The sequence below is a fragment of the Limnospira sp. PMC 289.06 genome (assembly GCF_032350395.1).
Taxonomy (GTDB): domain Bacteria; phylum Cyanobacteriota; class Cyanobacteriia; order Cyanobacteriales; family Microcoleaceae; genus Limnospira; species Limnospira platensis.
In genome coordinates, this window is record NZ_JARPLC010000003.1 from 8312 (window position 1) to 25076 (window position 16765).

8 protein-coding genes and 2 pseudogenes are annotated in these 16765 nt (G+C 45.8%); 5 read left to right on the forward strand and 5 right to left on the reverse strand.

From position 1 onward, the window contains the following. From P5674_RS01290 to P5674_RS01310, 5 genes and pseudogenes are all read right to left on the reverse strand, one after another. A pseudogene (locus P5674_RS01290) lies at window positions 1-3750 on the reverse strand (DUF4347 domain-containing protein); the annotation flags it as partial. Between the two features lie 651 nt (window positions 3751-4401). Continuing rightward, entirely contained in the window at window positions 4402-5673 is a 1272-nt protein-coding gene (gene iscB / locus P5674_RS01295; protein WP_315669734.1) for an RNA-guided endonuclease IscB, read from the reverse strand. Between the two features lie 286 nt (window positions 5674-5959). Next, a pseudogene (locus tag P5674_RS01300) lies at window positions 5960-6268 on the reverse strand (Bax inhibitor-1 family protein); the annotation flags it as partial. Between the two features lie 181 nt (window positions 6269-6449). Continuing rightward, the gene (locus P5674_RS01305) at window positions 6450-7049 is read right to left on the reverse strand and encodes a GerMN domain-containing protein (protein ID WP_006617162.1); all 600 of its coding nucleotides are present in this window, start codon (window positions 7047-7049) and stop codon (window positions 6450-6452) included. A gap of 297 nt (window positions 7050-7346) precedes the next feature. Next, complete coding sequence (locus P5674_RS01310; protein WP_231852007.1) at window positions 7347-7598, reverse strand: hypothetical protein; 252 nt, start codon at window positions 7596-7598, stop codon at window positions 7347-7349. A 678-nt stretch (window positions 7599-8276) separates the two neighbouring features. Between P5674_RS01310 and P5674_RS01315 the strand changes: the two genes are divergently transcribed. The 5 genes from P5674_RS01315 (at window position 8277) to P5674_RS01335 (ending at window position 16760) form a co-directional block, all read left to right on the forward strand. Continuing rightward, window positions 8277-8804, forward strand: a complete 528-nt coding sequence (locus P5674_RS01315; protein ID WP_006617160.1) for a hypothetical protein — start codon at window positions 8277-8279, stop codon at window positions 8802-8804. 16 nt (window positions 8805-8820) lie between these two features. Then, on the forward strand, window positions 8821-10692 hold the full coding sequence (locus P5674_RS01320; RefSeq protein WP_006617159.1) for a ThiF family adenylyltransferase: 1872 nt from the start codon (window positions 8821-8823) through the stop codon (window positions 10690-10692). An 87-nt stretch (window positions 10693-10779) separates the two neighbouring features. After that, window positions 10780-12252 (forward strand): hypothetical protein, encoded by a 1473-nt coding sequence (locus tag P5674_RS01325; protein ID WP_006617158.1) that lies wholly within the window; start codon window positions 10780-10782, stop codon window positions 12250-12252. 81 nt (window positions 12253-12333) lie between these two features. Beyond that, window positions 12334-13773 (forward strand): DUF1822 family protein, encoded by a 1440-nt coding sequence (locus P5674_RS01330; protein ID WP_006617157.1) that lies wholly within the window; start codon window positions 12334-12336, stop codon window positions 13771-13773. A 104-nt stretch (window positions 13774-13877) separates the two neighbouring features. Continuing rightward, window positions 13878-16760, forward strand: coding sequence for a CHAT domain-containing protein (locus P5674_RS01335; protein ID WP_014276801.1), 2883 nt, complete (start codon window positions 13878-13880; stop codon window positions 16758-16760). The last annotated feature ends 5 nt before the right edge of the window (window positions 16761-16765 follow it).

The following is a 16765-nucleotide window of genomic DNA, read 5'->3' on the forward strand; positions in this document are numbered from 1 at the left end:
TTCAGGAGTCGGTTCAACTTCCGGTTCCGGTTCAACTTCAGGAGTCGGTTCAACTTCCGGTTCCGGTTCAACCTCCGGTTCCGGTTCCGGTTCCGGTTCAGCTACAGTTGAAAATTCATAAGCGCCAATATCAAATTCAAGGGTTCCATTTCCATCACCATCAATAGGACGAGGTTCGCCGCGTTGGTCGGTGGATATTTCCGCATTGACACCACCATCGATCGCCGGACTTCCTTCTAATAACGGATAGAAATAGGTTTCGTTTTGATGTTGTAGGGGACCCAATAGAGGATCGGCGATAGTAATCGTAGCCGTGGCGTTATAATCATTAGCAAGGTTCGTGAGTTTTTCCAGCCATTGAATGTTACCACCACCATCAACTAATTCGCGGTTAGTGTGTTGTTGAATTCCCCAATTATTCGTACCGTTATCAGCAGTATTATTGTAGAAAATCGTATTTCGGACCGTAACCGTTTGGTCAGCAGAGGCGGCGATCGCTCCACCCACCCATCCCGCGTAGTTTTCCGCAATGGTAGTATTGATGATCTCAGTAGGACCATATAAAGCGATCGCACCACCATTTCCAGAGGTCGTCAAAGATTCGGCGCGGTTTCCCGAAAAGGTGTTATTAGTGATGACAGTCGGCGCATTCATCATCCAAATTCCACCCCCCTGATTAGCGGCGGTGTTGTTAAAAAAAGCCGTATTTATGACTTCAAATCCTTGATTTAAGCCATTGTTCATCTGAACGATCGCACCACCATTTCCGCCATTTCCACCGGGGAGGGGGAGAATTTGATTATCCTTAAAAACGCTCGCTTCAACGATGACATTATCTTGGGTTCCCGTGTACAGATAAGCCGCACCACCTTCACCTCGTCCGCTATTTCCTTCAAACAAACTATTCCTAATGGTAATAGTTCCTGATGTATCATTACTAGATGTACTGGCGCGATCGGTGTAAATTGCGCCACCATATCCCCGTAAAGAAGGGTTATCATTTCCGGTGTCGTAAAAGGCGGCGGTAGTCGTATTATTAATAAACCGGGAATTTTCAACCGTTAACCGACCATTTAAGCTGTTAATCGCCGCGCCATTAATGCCTTCATTTTCGACAAATTCGCTATGGGTGACGGTAATTTCATCGGGTCCCCGAAAGGCGATCGCACCCGCACCTCTTTCGTCATTCCCCGCGACCGCTTTATTCCGATTAAAATAACTTTGATTAACCGTCAATCTTCCCTCAAAGGCGCTAAAAATTGCGCCGCCACCCTGGTCAGCCACATTGTCGTTAAAAGTGACATTTTCGACTGTTAAAATTCCTTGGTGTGTGGTCGCAATACCCCCACCCCTTTCGGGAGTATATCCGTTGGCGATCGTCAGATTTTGAATGGTTAAACTGGTGGGATTTGCTGAGGTTGAATTAACATAAAATACTCGGGAACTGTTATTCCCACTGATGGTCAGATTAGGATTATTATTCCCGTCAATAATCAGGTTTTTACCCACCGGAATTTCTAACTGTCCTCCCGTCAGGGTAATAGTATTTCCCCCCGTGAGTTCAGATGCAAATGTAATGGTATCTCCTGATTGCGCGTTGGCGATCGCATCCCTTAATGAACCCTCACCCCCATCATTATTATTAGTAACAATTAAACTGGGTTCATTGATGGTCGGAATCATCTCATAAGCACCCACATCAAACTCTGCTGTACCACTATTATCTCCATCCACCGGACGACTTTCTCCCCGCTGGTCTGTGGTAACTGTATTAACAACAATTCCGCCATCAATCGCTGGACTTCCAGGTAAAAGGGGATGAATTAATACCCCATTAATTTCCTGTAAATCTCCCAGCAGTGGATCGGTTAATGTAACGTTACTGGTAATTAAAGTATCGTTAGGGTTCAATTCATTTGATTGAATGTTACCACCGCCATCATTATATGTAGTTCCTGTGTGATGGTTTATATTCCAATCATTGCCGCGATTATTGGCTACATTATAGGCGGAAATTGTGTTAGTTAAAGTTACGTTATCCCCACCACCCCAAAAGCCACCGCCTTGACCACCTGCGTAATTATTCGCAATAGTAGTATTGATAATATTGGTGGGATTAGTACCATTGGCGAAGGTAATTCCACCCCCCAAGCCATCACTTCCATCGGCTGATTCGGCGCGATTTTCGGAAATAGTAGTATTGGTAATTGTCACTGGAGATGTTTCTCCAATCCACAACCCACCACCTTGACTTTGGGAACGATTATTAGCAAAGGTTGTGTTGTTAATAGTTAACTCTGCATTACCATGTCGCAGTCCGCCACCTAACGCCTGTCCGCGAATACTTTCGACAACCTCATTATTAATAATTTGGCTATTTTCGATGATAACACGGTCAGGAGGATAAGCATATAAGAACAGTCCGCCACCCTGTCCCGCACCTGTATTTCCCTCAATTAAACTATTGCTAATCCGAATTTCTCCCCCCACTGGTCCGGGTCCAAAATTCTCGCCTGAAGCATTAGCACCATCGGTAAAAATTGCGCCGCCAAAACCAGATGGATCACCCCCTAAATCTCCAGGGGTGGAGTCATTATTGAGAAAAGTTGAACCCTCAATAGTTAAGTCCCCTAACAGGTGATTAATTGCGCCGCCATTGATGCCTTTATTGTTGGTAAATGTGCTGTCAATTACTGTCAGAGTTCCGGCGCTTTTGGTGGCGATCGCACCCCCTCCCCGTTCACTTCCTCCAGCGGTGCCATCATTACCATCAAATTGGCTATTAATGATGGTTGTATTACTTCTAAATCCGGTGAAAATCCCCCCCGCAAACTGGGCACGATTATTGTTAACTTGGCTATTTTCTAAGGTTAAAGATGTCCGACTCGCCATGCGAATACCTCCGCCAGCGCCATCTTCTCCTTCTCCTGTGGCTAAACCGTCGGCAATAATTAGATGTTTTAAGGTGACTGATGGAGGGATAAAATCAGGACTTATTTGGATTTCAATAACCCTAGTATTTCCGCCGCCACTCAGGGTTAATCCTGACGCAGATTCTCCGTCAACAGTGATGCTTTTGTCAATGACTAATTGTTGGCTAAGGTTAATGGTTTGACTTGACAAACTGCTATCGAATGTGATAACATCCCCATCACTGGCATTGGCGATCGCCTCCCGTAAAGAACCAAGCCCAAAATCGTTGGTATTGGTGACGGTAATAGTGCCGAAAGTTCCCCGATAAGAAGCGATCGCTTTTGAGGTAAAGGGTAAATTTAACTCAACGGTCGCGGTAGAATATTCTAAATGCCAATAGTCAGCACCGACGATTTCCTGTGAGGCGGCGACTGTTGCGCCGGTGATTTCTGCTAACTGCTCGATAAAATTAGTTCCGGTGGCGGCGGCGACCCGACAACCATAAAGGAATAAGGTAGCTGTTTCTGATAAAGCCTTGCGCCAACTGTGAAGGCGATCGCTTTTCAGGGTATCGCTATTAACAACCCCATTCCCCAAATATAAACAGCCTGGACTGCCATGGGATAAAATATGAACCTGGGCAATTTTTTCACCCAGACGGCTATAATCAGATAGTACAGCCGAAATCTGTGCTATCCCATCTTGATGGCGATCGAGAATAATTCCTTGGCCGTCTTTGACCCCATCTAGGAGTTGTTCGGGTGTTTCTACATTGCGATCGATAAAAACGAGGGTTTTAGGCTTACCGCTAGGGGCACACCTTGGACGTTTAAACATTTATGAGACTCCAAGAGGGTATATTTGGTATATTCAACCCTGGAGTTGTAAATTCAGGTTTAACTGGTTAATTTATCAAGTAAAAGAATTGGTACCCCCCTTCAGCCACCAGGAGGAAGCACCAATCCTATTGACTCACCGCCCAACCTAAAAGAGCGTTAATTGGAATCCTTAATTGAGTTTTAAGATGTTTCCTGTTGAGTCCTATTCTATAAATAGCAGATTTTGATGTAAATCGCCTCAGTATTTTTACTGAAATTTTGACGTATTTTGTGAGGGGGAGTAGGAGCAAAATTACGGAATTTACGGTTATATCAACTCTACCAAAGCCATGGGCTAATTAGGAGTAACCAATTTTTTACCCCTAGGAAGTGCAAAAAAACCGTAGCCTGGTAATAGTGGCTACGGCTGGTATTTCACAAGTAGTTATAATCGCTTAGATTAACGGTGGTTATCAACCTGGGACTTAATCGCGATTAAGAACAATCAGTAAGCGCAAAATAAAGATAAACAGGTTGATGTAGGTGAGGTACATGGACAAAGCGGCGGGAATAGGCTGGTCATCACGTAAACCTCTGGGGAGCGTGGAAGCCCCGTGTCTTTAGACCGGGGAGGAAACGGGACCGGGGGACTTTAGTCCCCGTGAATCTTTCAAGCATAGGCGTAACCATCCTTTCGGTGAATAGGTTGGCAGTATTTGTGGTTGATGCCTGTCACCCGTCCCGAGGCGGTGGTCATATCAAAACTGCCAGAGGCACGGCAGAGAACCCGTCCTACATAGGAGCCAATTTTCTTCCCGGCCGTGACCGTAGCCGTGACGATATCGCCAGTCTGAAAACCTTTGTGAATTTGCTTCCTGGAGCGGTGACGAGTGGGGAATCCGTACTTATTCGTCCCGCACATCCGACGAGTTCCATGCCCCTTCGCTAGAATCAGCAACGGTTTTGACGTGACAATATCGAGTGATTCGACGTCTCCAACACAGGCAGCATCAAGCCAATGAGCCTTGGGTAGGTTAAGCCGAAGTCGATTGAACTTCGTTTGTCCGGCGGTTCCTGTGGTGACCCGAAGTCCTGTGGCTTTGAGAGCCTTGAACAAGGCCCACCGAGTCGAGTTAACGGCAGCCGCATCGTTAAGGGGTGATTTGGCCTGCCTCAGAAGACGACTCAGGACATCAGGCTGGCCCGATAAAAAATCCCGAATGTCCCCATTGCCTTTGGCTTGATTGCATGAGTGGCAAGCGATCGTCAGGTTAGACACCCGGTCAGAGCCCCCCTTAGACCGGGGCTGAATATGCTCAACTTCAAGGGGCACATGTTTAGCACCACAGTAAGCACAGGTTCGGCCCCACTTTTCCAACAGGTATTCCCGGACTTCGTAGCCTTGTAAGGCTCCCTGCTGATACTCAACACCTGAGATCTCAGGGTTTTCCATCAATTGTAGGTCGAACCGTACTAGCTCTTGAACAATGCGGCCCACTGGGGCAAGTCTACGGAATCGGTTAACCCAGGTCATCAGGGTATCGACTCGATGCTGCAAGCTCGGAGCCAACCAACCCTGGGGACGAGTCCGATTCAAGAACCGAGCCGGCCGATATTGGGTCTTGCGGTTTCGTCGAGAACGTCGCAGTTGCCGACGAGACCGTAAGGCTTCTACTATCTGCTGTCCTCGGTGCTGCAACTCGGCAGCAAAGATGATTCGATTCCCTTGCTTCAGGGCAATTCCAGTGACTTTAGAACCTGGGTCTAATTTGAGTTCGAGCGGTTCAGGATTCGCATCAACCTCCTTGTTGAGAATAATGGTGAATGGGTAGCGTCGAAATACCGATGCTTTTCCGGCTTTGAGTAGGGACCGTGCGACCCCTGGCTGGCAGGGGGTCAGGGGCCTACGGTTGGTATCTAAAACGAAAACATGATTAGACATTGTTGCGTCTCTTCTGATTGCTCGTCACCTTAAAAATGTGGGGGTATGGTTGCCCCCAACTCTGCAAAGCAGGTAAAGTTTGCCTCGTCAATGTTATAAAAGCTTTTTGGGCTAACTACACTTCCTTACCCCTTGTAAAGATGTTTAATAGTTAACGATAGAGCGAGAGGCTGGCAAGCACCTCAAGGTATCATGGCTTAAATAACGTAGCCAGTTAAGGCTTAGACTGGTCAACTAACTGAGGAATCCGAGGCATGAAGCCCCGTTACTTCAGTACGGGGTGCTGACTGAGGGTATATCCGGTGATGAGGCTATAGGTTGCTAACAGGGGGAGGGCAACCTGGTTATTATCGTTAGCAAGAACCCTACTAGCGATAAAAAATAGGGCTAACTGAGCAATCAAGGCCACCCAGAAGGTGGTCATGAAGATTCCCGGGTTGGTGCTGATGACATTCAGGCCACCGAAGGAACCAACAGCAGTTAGAACTAAACCACCTCCCACAAAGGGGAGGGCATTGGCAATGACGTTAGGGCCTACAAGGGCTTGACCTTGGGCTTGAGCCATTGCTTGCCGAAAATTACTGGTATTTGCCATAGCAACTCCTGAAAGTTTCCGATTTATCTAGTGAGGCAAGAATACCCCCATCATCAGGCAATTGACGACGGGATGAATTGCCACCCAACACTAAGAATATTGTAATATAAACTACCAGGAAAACCAAGTGCTACATGAGATTATAGAGGGGTTGGGAAGCAGAGCTTCTGGCTTATGAAACCTACCTAAAATCCTGTTCAAACTGTTGTCGGGTAATGGGTTGAGGGATTTCTAAACCTTCTCCGCCGAGGACTTCTAAGGGTAAGCCATTGACGGAAATCCGTACTGGTGCGAGGGGGTCGAGGCTGGTGGCGGTGTAAACTACTTGCCCTAAACGGCCAATCATGGAGGCACTACCGCCGCCTGTGGTAAATTCGGTGGATAGGTCGATCGCGATCGCCCCGTCTTGGGTGGCGGTCAAATTTAGTAGTTGAGTACCTGGGGGAATTTCGCTATATTGGTTGGCTTCCTGGGGGCCTGAGAGTAGGCGATCGAAGGCGGCAGCTAGGACGGTATGGGGTTGGGAAGCACTGACGGTGAGGGTGACGGAGTTGGGAATCCAGACAATTTGGTTATCAGCTTCATCGACCCAGTAAATATTGACGGTTTTTTCGATCGCATCGGTTGTTTCTGGGGGTTGAGGAGAGGTGATCGCTGGCGGTTGTTCGGTGTCAACAGCGGCCCGCCACCAAGTCACACCGGCGGCGATAGCGGCAACGAATAGCGCTACCCCAGCAATCATAGCAATATTTTGATGGTGATCGGGTTGTGGATCTTTCATCACTATCCATTCACAACTGTATTTTTGAGTTTAACTGGCGATCGGGGGTTCTGACAAATTATCTGACAAATTAATTTTATCGGCGGCGAGATTGAGGATCTCAAGCCCACCGGACACCCACGGTTACCAGCGATCGATTTCACCAGCTACCAGTGATGAACCGGGGGGCGATCGCTGCCCATTTTTTAATCTTGATCTAAAGTCGGGGTTAGATTGGCTAGAAATTCAAACAATGGGAAACTGAAGCCAAGCGACGGCTTGAAGGAATCGAACAAACCGAAGCGGAGGAGGATATTATTACCGGGGAATGATGTATTCGGCATTTTCCACGGTGGAAATTGACCTGGTGTTTTCCGATGGTTGTGGCAGCCGATTAATGGTAATGAGTAGCAATGTTAAAACGGCTACAACTAAGAAAAAAATATCATTCCATTTTTCGGTATGATGAAAACGACGTCCACAGGTAGAACAAAACTGCTGCTGGGGGTGGTCTGGATGGGCGGTAATGTGGCATTTGGCTCGGCCGTGGTGATCCATTGGGCAGGTCATAATCTTCTCCTTAAAAAGGGATCATAATTGACAGTGGGGGGAATGTCTCAAGATAGACAATTTCCCCCAGTGCGATCGAGAGTTAAGCAGGATTAACCAGATCGCAACCATCATCACTGTCTTCAGAGGTATCCATTGTTGAGATCACAAAAAGTGGTGAAGTTTCCGCCCTAACTATCTGTCCGGGGAGGTGAGTTAGGTTCAGCGTAGACAGAGAGATCAATAAAACAACCGTGATTGTGCAATTCATTTTTCAGTGCCTCCCGAAGGTTGCAAGTGCTTTCAAAATAGTTATCTTTTGGAAACGCAACTTTTATGCAAATCGGAGGAAAAAACTGGTAGGGAGTGGTCTACTTGCTTAAATTCATCTGGTCTGGGGCTTTGGTTGTGGTCGCTTCGCACTTTCCTCACTGACTGCATAAAAACTGAAACTCCTCACGACAACATTCATAGGGCCTGAGAGAAACACCTCTGGCGTACTGCAACACTAATTAGGAAAACATCTGATGACTTCTGAAACACTCAAAACTACCAAAACCATCTCCGGCGGCTACGGTGTCACGGATTCTAAAAAGTAGTCAATTGTGGGCGGGGTATTGGTCTGACCTGAAACCGCCACCGCATAAAAATCAGAAGTCTGAACGATAACAGGATCATAACCATCAACAGGCTATCCCCATGACACAACAAGTAGATCTCAATGAAGTCCGTAACCGCGTCATCACTAACCGTCAGCAAGACGTTGACCTTCCCCGGTCTCCCCGTCAGGCTGTATATGTCGATAACGGAGGAAATATTGTCACGGACCCGGAACCCAGCGGGCACCGTCACCTCTCGCAAGTTCCGCAAAAAATCTTTGCCGCCAGCCTCATGCAAGATCGGCAGGTTGTGGTCCGCAAACTGCCTCCCAACGCCCAAGAAATGAACATCAGTGGTGTCACCGGGTGGGTGTACGAAATTACCAGCGAATTGGGGGACCACTACACCATGTTTATTTTCAATGACGGCAGCTTATATCAAGTGATGGTTTTGTTTCCCGAAGTAGCCGGGCGTTATAGCGTTACTGAGGGGCATTTGTTCCCCAACGGCTGCATTTGTCTCAACGAGGAACACGGCTATCGATCGCTCGAACAAGCCTACGCCAAATCTGTCCTTTGGGCAACCGGTTTTAGTATTTATGCCCGCACCGGAAATTTCCCGCTATAACAAACATTGAATCATCATGTACTTAATCTCAGAAAACGCACTGCGTCAAATCCATCAACACATCGCCCTTGATCCCCCCGAACGGGGTGGGGCATTGTTAGGGCCCATCGGCAAAAACGTGATCAGTCATTTTATCCTGGATCAGAACGGACAGACCAGCAGTGCCAGCTATTTGCCTTCACGCACCTTAACCTGTCGGGTGCAACAAATGGAACAGGAAATGAACCTCGAATTTAAAGGTGTCATTCACTCCCACCCCGGCGGGTTAGACCGTCCATCAGGACCCGATGAAGAAGCGATGCGGGAGGGTCTACAAATCAATCCTCACATTCCCTGTTTTGTAGCGCCAATTGTCACCTTACTCGCACCCCGTCAAGCCCTGCGTTCTCACGAACTCCCACTGGGTGAAGGAAAAATATCCTTTTATGCCGCCTATCGTCAAGGTAACGGCATTCGCGTCGAAACCCTACCCATGAAGTCAATTGAAGAATCGGAATTTACCCCTATGCACCAGGAATTACCCTCGGTCACTCATCTAATCGAAACGGACTTGGGGCGAGTGCAGCAGGCTTTCGGAAGCTATAAACCGCCGATGATTTTTGTCACGGAAATGGAAGGGCAAAATATACAGGCAGGATGCCTCAATTTAAAAGGGTTGGAACTGCTGTTTTTGTTCAGCAATACTTATCCGACAACCCCGCCAATTTTATTGGCAACTTTAACGGACAAAGATACCGAACAGGTGGAACTCCCTTGGTCGTTGCAGACACCGGCAGAAGAACGGTTGGTCGTCGCTCTCAAAAGTGTCATAACTGGTAGCGGATATTATCAAAAGGTGTACCGCCCTTTGGGAAAGCCAGGACTGACAAAAGACGAAAAAATCGCGGCTATAGCTGGTTGGAGTGGCTGCTATTCGGAAACTGACCCCCAGCGAGAAGCGAAACAGGTTCAACAAAGTTTATTCGCCCGCAGTACAGGACTTTTAAGCGAACAAATTAGTCAGAAGCGGGTGTTAGTTGCGGGGACTGGTTCGGTGGGTTCTTACTTGGCTGAACAGTTGGTTCGCAGTGGTGTAGGGGGGCTGACTTTAATTGACCCGGAAACGGTGGAAACGGCGAACCTTTGTCGCACCACCTATGAAATTATCGATATCGGACAGCCGAAGGTGAAAGCGTTGGGCCGACGGTTGCTGAATATTAATCCTTTGGTGCAGTTGAAATTGGAGGAAAAAAGTTTATTGGATTATCAGCCGTCGGAGTTTGATAAGTTGGTGCAGGAGGCGGATTTAATTGTTGCCACAACTGATGATGTAGCCGCCCAGCGCATTATCAACCGTTTCGCCTATTTTCGCAAGAAGCCAGCCCTATTTGTGGGGCTTTATCAAGGGGCTGAAGGGGGGGAGGTGATTATTACGATGCCTGACAAAACTCCCTGTTATGTCTGTGCGACTGCTAACCGCCATCAGTTTGAGGTGCAGGTGGGAAAGGTTAGCAATGATGGAGATTATGGCAGCAACGGAAGGGTAATGGGGGAAGTGGCACTGGGGACGGATATTCATCATGTCACGAGTGTGGCGGTGAAAATGGCTTTGTCTTTGTTGCTGCCAGAGACTGCACGGGTGAAATTGAAGGGTTTTTTAAATCCGGCTATTGAGGAGGGGTTCAATTATTTAACCATGTCAATGGTTCAGAATTATTGGTTTTATCCGGCTGTTTTTGGTGAGACGGCGGGACAGTATGCTTATCAGAGTGTTTGGTTGACTGCCCAAAGTCAAGAAAACTGTCCGGTGTGTGGAAAAGTTCACCACCGCACTAATCCGCTGACGGTGCCTTTGGCGGGGGTGAAAGCGGATGAAATTCGAGCGGTTTTAAATACGTCTCGTGTGTAGAATTTCGCCATAAATATGCTGGGAATGGTGCTAATTTTTTAAGGAAATTAACCATTCCCTATTGACTATTTAAAGGAAGTATAATTAATGCAAAAAAGAACGGATTTAGTGGCAAAATTTTCGACTTTTTTAGAGGTTGATGATGCTAAGGATAGTCTGGATTTGGGCTGGTATTATGTGCCTAAATTGAAGCATAATATGAGACAACGGCGGGAGTCCGATCGCACTGCTAAAGAGGAATATTGGGCTAAAGTTATCCTGCGGGAAGCCCTGGCATCTGCGCCCCTGGCTAAAGAACACCTGGCGGCTTATTTGGAGGAAACTGCCTATTGGACGGTGATGAAAATGCGTTATAAGTTGGAAGGTTATCAATTGCGAAAGGTGGATTTTTTCTGTATGGCTAGGGAGGCAACAAGTCAGCCTTTACAGTTGTTTGGTCGCTATGATGATGCCAAGTCTGGGGTGAAAACTTTTGCGGAGAAGACCCTGGAAGATTATCTGTCTGAACAGTTGTTTAAAGGTCGAGAACGAGATAAATATTCGCCTACTGGATTATTACGATCTCTCAGTTATTTGGAATTAGAAAAAACTTTGAAAAAACGGAGGTTTTCCCCGGAAAATATCCAAGCATATCGGCTGCTGCTCAAGTGTTTTAAGGAAAAATATGTGCCTACTAAAAAATCGGGAAGTCGGGCTTTACAACCGCCGGACAGTTGCCAATTACAAGCGATCGCACTCTATTATAATCAATGGCGATCGCCAGATTTTCCTGATTTGACCCCTGAGCAAGTTCAGGAATGTTTAAATAATTTTGTATCCTGGGTTCGCGGGGATGCTAAAGTTTATTTTTTGTCCCTAGAAGAATTACTTACCAAGGGGGAAGAAAAACCCTCGGACTCCCCAGATTTTTCCCAGGTATCGGAAGATGAACAGGAACGCGGACAAGAACAGGAACTTAATCAAATTCTCTCCCAGTTATTTGAGGAACTTACCCCCCAGATTAAAACCCTGTTGGAGTTGGTCTATGGTCTGAATATTAACCAAGGCGACCTCTGTAATTTTATGGGTTTTGAACAACAGCCTAAACTCTCACGATTCCTGACAAAAACTAAGCGAAATCTCTTGACAAAATTCGCTGAGTATGCTAAAAAAAATTGGGAAATAAACCTGTCTTCCCCTGAATTAAATAAACTGGTCAAACTGATAAATATTTGGCTAGAAAAACATGGATCTCTGCGGTTTCATGACTTGTTAAATGCCAAACTTGGGGCTTTAGATGCGGATGATTTCAGGCTGTTAAAATTAATCTACGGCTGTCAGCTATCTTTAGCTGATGTTTCTGAGAATAGCCAACTTTCTCAGGATGAAATTAAAGCCAGAATTAAGCAGATTGAAGTCACCCTACAAGATACCTTAAAATCGGAAGTAGAAACTCTCTGTTCCGGTGGCACTGAGGAAATGCGATCGCTTGATAAAAGAGTGGTCGATTTCGTGGAAGTGTATCTACAACAAGCCCCTTATGCGGTTTGGGAGTCGAAGTTAAAAAAACCGGATCTATGAGTCAGTTTCTCATCAGTCATCAGTCGCCGGAGGACGCTAAAACTCCACCGAATTTATCTCCTTTATTTGGAAAAAAACATCATGTTTACAATAGAAGATTTGACCGAATTACATCCCGATCGCTTATGGTTATCATTCTCGGAAGAACAACGGGAAATCGCTTGGCAATATTCCCGGCTTTTTTCCCATGCTTATTCCCAATGGAATGGCTATCTGAATCGATTAGCTATCAATGCAGTAATCCCCGGTTTGCAGGAGGAATTGGATTTAAACCCCACTATTTGGCAGCCCAATTCCTTACCATCTTTTTGGGAAAATGTCAACGGAACTAGACTATTAATTAATGATAATTATTCTGTGGTCATTATTCCCAGCGAGACAGTAGACACCGAAGAATTTCGGGTTCCCCAAGAGTGGGTGGATATTCCCAGTTGGGTGGCGAATTATTATTTAGCGGTTCAAGTTTACCCAGAGGCGGGTTACTTGCAAGTGTGGGGATATGCGACCCACCAACAGCTAAAAAATCAGGCAGTATATGATGAGTTTGAGCGAGTTTATGTTCTCCCGAAAGCGGATATAATTGATGATTTAAATGTGATGGTTGTCGCTCAGGAATTGTGCGACACAGAGATAGCGTTTGTCTCTCCGCTACCACCATTATATCAAAATCAAGCGGAACGTTGGTTAGAACAACTCAGTTCAAATACCGTGGAAAATCCCCGGTTAGCAATGCCTTTTTATCAGTGGGCGGCTTTGATCGCAAATGATAAATGGCGAGAGGAATTATATCAACGCCGTTGCGATCGCCTATCAACACAAATTCGACAAAGTTTTAACTATTTGTCTCAATGGTTAGCCGATCTCGCCCTACCGGAGTGGCAGGATTTTCGGGGATTATGGAGACCCAGACAGATGGAATATAGGGGAAAAAGGGTCGATTTACGAGGAGAAACTAATCGGGAAAGAGTCGCCTATTGGGTTGATGTAATTTTAGGTAAAAATAGTGAGGAATTATGGAAAACATCGGCTCAGTCTTTAAGGTATACTACCCCTGGCAATCCGAGGGTGATTGAAGCGTTGGTGAATTTATTAGCAAAAACTACTGAGGAAGAAACTCGCTGGGCGGCGGCGGAAACTCTGTGGTTATTAGACCCGGAAAATCCGGCGGCGGGTATCCGAAAAGTCAAAGATTTGGGAATGGAAATTACAGGAGAATTGCTGAGTTTGATGGTGGCAGTCTTGCCGAAAGGGGCAAATCGTTTTGCGGTATTTTTACGGTTGTATGCTATGGGGGAACGGGAGTTTTTATCCCCTGGGGTACAGTTGAGAGTGTGGCGGGAGTTTTTATCCCCTGGGGTACAGTTGAGAGTGTGGGATGAGATGGGTACGCTGTTCGATTCTGCCACGGCTAGAGAGAGAGATAATTATATTCAGATTAAGTTAAGCGGAAATCTTGGCGAATGGTTAAATGTGGAGGTAAAATGGGGGGAAAATAGCATTATGGAAGGGTTTTTAATCTGAGTAACCATCACGCCCTTCGGCTTGCTTAGGTGATTCCCCTTGATTAGGGAATAGGGAAGGGGGAATGCGTAATGGTAAATCGGTGAAGTTGAGGAGACGGACTGATGAAATTTTGGCAACTTACTTTTCTCGCCCTGGTGTCATTTTTCCTGACTTTTTATTGTGACACATCGATTTTGGCGCGGGTCAACAGTCCAGCCTTTAACGGCCAATTTCCCATTGATTTTGTATCCCCCGCCTTAGGGCCAACTACTGAGGACCAAAGGCAGGAAGCCGATCGCTTTTTTAATCGAGGAATACATCACTTGGATCTCAGTGAATTTTCGGAGGCGATTCAACCTTACCAAAAATCTTTACAACTCTACAAACAAATTGACGATCGCCCCGGTATGGCTAAATCTCTCCATCATCTGGGAATTGCTTATCGGAATTTGAAAGATTATGATCAGGCGATTAAATACTATCAGCAGTCTGGGCAGATTTTTGATCAAATAGGCGATCGCAATGGTCTCGCTAATTCTTTTATGGGTCTGGGACTTGTTTATCGGACACTAGAAGAGCATGAGAAGGCGATAGAATCCTATCAGCAATCTTTGCAGATTTTTGAGAAAATGGGCGATGATCAGGGTGTCCTAAATTCCCTCAATAATCTGGGAATTGTTTATCAGAATTTAGGAAAGTATCACCAAGCTATTCAACCCTATCAGCAGTCTTTGCAGATTTTTGAGAAAATGGGCGATCGCCAGAATATGGCTAAATCTCTCCATAGTCTGGGAATTATTTATGGGATTCTGGGAGAGTATTACAAAGCCATAGAATCCTATCAGCAGTCTTTGCAGATTTTTGAGAAAATGGGCGATCGCAATGGTGTTGCACATTCTCTCCTGGGTCTGGGAATTGTTTATGGGAATTTGGGAGATGGTCACAAAGCTATTGAATACTATCAGCAATCTTTGGAGATGTTTGATAAAATCAGCGATCGCAATGGTGTTGCCAATTCTCTTCTGGGTCTGGGAATTGTTTATGGGAATTTAGGAAAGTATGATCAAGCTATTGAATACTATCAGCAATCTTGGCAGATTTTTAAACAAATAAGCGATCGCAATGGTGTTGCCAAATCCCTCCTGGGTCTGGGAATTGTTTATGGGAAGTTAGAAAAGTATGATCAAGCTATTGAATCCTATCAGCAATCTTTGCAGCTTTTTAAACAAATAGGCGATCGCAATGGTATCGCCACATCCTTGGGTAATCTGGGAGTTGTTTATCGGAGTCTCGGAAAGTATCACAAAGCGATAGAATCCTATCAGCAATCTTTGCAGATATCTCAAGAAATAGGCGATCGCAATAGAGAACGTCAAATCCTCAGTAATATCGGTTTACTACTTTCCACACAAGACCAACCCCAATTAGCCATTGTCTTCTACAAACAATCAGTCAATGTTACCGAAGACATCCGCCAAGGTCTCAGGAGACTGCCGACGGAATTGCAACAATTGTATCTGGAAACCGTGGCTGATACCTATCGCCGTTTGGCGGATTTACTCCTGCAATTTGATCGGATTATCGAAGCCCAACAGGTGCTGGAGTTACTCAAAGTTCAAGAACTAGAAGACTACTTAATAAACGTCCGGGGAGACCCCCAAAATCTTCAAATGTTACCGGATGAACGGCAAGCATGGAGTCAATACCAAGCCTTACAGCAAGAGGCGATCGCCATCAGTCGGGAGTTAGCGGAACTCGAAAAAATCCCCGTTAATCAGCGCCTACCGGCACAACAGCAACGCCTCCAAGAAATCCGGGAACAACAAGGAAAAACTCGCGGCATTTTCGACCAATTTTTATCTAGTCCAGAAGTAGAAAACCTGATTAAAAATATCAGCCAAAACCAACATAACATCAATATCAGGAATTATCCAAATTTGCATAAACTCCTGGCAAATCTGCCAGAAAAATCTGTAATTCTCTATCCTTTAGTGCTAGATAATCGCCTAGAATTACTATTGGTCACTACCCAAACTGCTGCCCCCCTACGTCAGCCAGTCAATGTCACAGCCAAGCAGTTAAATCAAGCCATTAGAGATTATCGAACCGGACTCAAAAACCAAGATTCCGAAAGTTTTAAACATACGGCAAAAGTTCTCTATGATTACCTGATTAAACCCATTGAAAAAGATTTGGTTAACCTCCAGGTGAAAACCTTAATTTATGCCCCAGACCGGGCTTTACGTTATCTTCCTCTCGCGGGACTCTATGACGGTCAACAGTGGTTAGTGGAAAAATACCGAATCAACAATATTACTGTCGCTTCCCTAACCCAATTTATCGTTACTCCCTCCAAGCCTCCCTCGGTCTTAGCGGGTGCTTTTGCTGACGTTGACACGGGCTATCAATTCCAAGTCGCACAGAGGCAGTTCGATTTTTACGGGTTGAAATTTGCCTACGATGAAATCAACAATATTGCGGGGATAATTCCTAATACAAACCGACTCCTAGACCGGGACTTTAACCGTCAGCAAACCGAAGGTTATCTTGGAGATTATAATATCATTCATCTGGCTACCCATGCGGCTTTTATTCCGGGTCAGCCTATGGATTCCTTTATTTTATTTGGAGATGGCGATCGCGCTTCTATTAATGATATTAGAAGGTGGGATTTAAAGAATGTTGATTTAGCCGTCTTGAGTGCCTGTCAAACCGGACTGGGAGATTTATCGGGAAATGGGGAAGAAATCCTGGGTTTGGGATATATAATGCAGGAAGCTGGGGCTCAAGCCACCGTTGCCACTCTCTGGTTGATTGAGGATGCCAGCACTCAACAATTGATGAATGTCTTTTATCAAAAACTCTCGGAAGGTAACAGTAGGGCAGAGGCGCTGCGACAGGCGCAATTAGCTTTGATTAATCAACAAGTCCCCCACCCACAAAATCAAGATATTTCTGCACCCTATCACTGGGCAGGATTTATTATTATTGGAAATGGATTTTAATATCA

What these genes read in the sequence shown, in the direction of transcription:
- iscB (WP_315669734.1), bottom strand. Translation starts at nt 5,673, where the DNA reads ATGTCTAATCATGTTTTCGTTTTAGATACCAACCGTAGGCCCCTGACC.
- P5674_RS01305 (WP_006617162.1), bottom strand. Translation starts at nt 7,049, where the DNA reads ATGAAAGATCCACAACCCGATCACCATCAAAATATTGCTATGATTGCT.
- P5674_RS01310 (WP_231852007.1), bottom strand. Translation starts at nt 7,598, where the DNA reads ATGACCTGCCCAATGGATCACCACGGCCGAGCCAAATGCCACATTACC.
- P5674_RS01315 (WP_006617160.1), top strand. Translation starts at nt 8,277, where the DNA reads ATGACACAACAAGTAGATCTCAATGAAGTCCGTAACCGCGTCATCACT.
- P5674_RS01320 (WP_006617159.1), top strand. Translation starts at nt 8,821, where the DNA reads ATGTACTTAATCTCAGAAAACGCACTGCGTCAAATCCATCAACACATC.
- P5674_RS01325 (WP_006617158.1), top strand. Translation starts at nt 10,780, where the DNA reads ATGCAAAAAAGAACGGATTTAGTGGCAAAATTTTCGACTTTTTTAGAG.
- P5674_RS01330 (WP_006617157.1), top strand. Translation starts at nt 12,334, where the DNA reads ATGTTTACAATAGAAGATTTGACCGAATTACATCCCGATCGCTTATGG.
- P5674_RS01335 (WP_014276801.1), top strand. Translation starts at nt 13,878, where the DNA reads ATGAAATTTTGGCAACTTACTTTTCTCGCCCTGGTGTCATTTTTCCTG.